The organism is Pseudomonas sp. Sample_24 (assembly GCF_004307605.1).
Lineage (GTDB): Bacteria > Pseudomonadota > Gammaproteobacteria > Pseudomonadales > Pseudomonadaceae > Aquipseudomonas.
In genome coordinates this window covers 1-1,424 of sequence record NZ_RCNW01000122.1, presented here as the reverse complement: position 1 = coordinate 1,424, position 1,424 = coordinate 1, and the positions used below count along the sequence as shown (strand labels likewise).

At 61.4% G+C, this 1,424-nt stretch carries 2 protein-coding genes; both read right to left on the bottom strand.

From position 1 onward, the window contains the following. On the bottom strand, positions 1-1,045 hold a 1,045-nt coding region (fabB, locus tag D8V06_RS06250), incomplete at its 3' end, for a beta-ketoacyl-ACP synthase I (RefSeq protein ID WP_130930633.1). 11 nt (positions 1,046-1,056) lie between these two features. After that, a partial coding sequence (fabA, locus tag D8V06_RS06245; RefSeq protein ID WP_130930632.1) for a bifunctional 3-hydroxydecanoyl-ACP dehydratase/trans-2-decenoyl-ACP isomerase occupies positions 1,057-1,424 on the bottom strand: 368 nt, incomplete at its 5' end.

The following is a 1,424-nucleotide window of genomic DNA, read 5'->3' as shown; positions in this document are numbered from 1 at the left end:
CCATCATCAGCATGCAGTAGATCGCTTCGTGAACGCCGGCGGCGCCCAGGGAGTGGCCCGACAGGCTCTTGGTGGAGCTGATGGCCGGAGCCTTGTCACCGAACACTTCACGCACACCTTTCATTTCCGCGACGTCGCCGACCGGAGTCGAGGTGCCGTGGGTGTTCAGGTAGTCGATCGGGGTGTCGACGGTGGACAGTGCCTGCTGCATGCAGCGAATCGCACCTTCGCCGCTTGGGGCGACCATGTCGTAGCCGTCGGAAGTCGCGCCGTAGCCAACGATTTCCGCGTAGATCTTCGCGCCGCGAGCCAGAGCGTGTTCCAGCTCTTCGACCACGACCATGCCGCCACCGCCGGCGATGACGAAACCGTCACGGTCGGCGTCGTAGGCGCGGGAGGCTTTTTCAGGGGTGTCGTTGCGCTTGCTGGACAGGGCGCCCATGGCGTCGAACAGGAACGATTGGCTCCAGTGCTCTTCTTCACCGCCGCCGGCGAAAACGATGTCCTGCTTGCCCATCTGGATCTGTTCCATGGCGGTGCCGATGCAGTGCGCACTGGTGGCGCAGGCAGAAGCGATGGAATAGTTCAGGCCCTTGATCTTGAATGGAGTGGCCAGGCAAGCGGAAACGGTGCTGCTCATGGTCCGCGTTACGCGGTACGGGCCGACGCGCTTGACGCCTTTCTCGCGCAGGATGTCCAGCGCTTCCATCTGGTTCAGCGTGGAGGCACCACCGGAACCGGCGATCAGGCCGGTACGCGGGTTGGACACTTGCTCTTCGGTCAGGCCGGAGTCAGTGATGGCGTCTTTCATGGCCAGGTAGGCGTAAGCCGCTGCATGACCGACGAAGCGATAGATCTTGCGATCGATCAGCTCTTCAAGGTTGAGGTCGATGGAGCCGGAAACCTGGCTACGCAGACCCATTTCAGCATATTCCGGGTTGAACCGGATGCCAGGGCGGCTTGCACGCAGGTTAGCGGAGACGGTCTCTTTGTCATTGCCCAGGCACGAAACAATGCCCAGACCAGTGATAACGACGCGGCGCATGCGAATAACCCTTAGAAGTTGTCAGTGGAGGTGAACACGCCGACCCGGAGGCCTTCGGCGGTGTAGATTTCGCGACCGTCGACAGTGACCGAACCGTCGGCGATGGCCAGGTTCAGCTTGCCCTTGAGGACGCGTTTGATATGGATGTTATAGGTGACTTTCTTGGCGGTCGGCAGGACCTGGCCGAAGAATTTCACTTCGCCCGAACCCAGCGCACGACCGCGGCCCGGCAGGCCTTGCCAGCCGAGGAAGAAGCCGACCAGTTGCCACATGGCATCGAGGCCCAGGCAGCCCGGCATCACCGGATCACCTTCGAAGTGGCAAGCGAAGAACCACAGGTCCGGATTGATATCCAGCTCGGCGACCAATTCACCTTTGC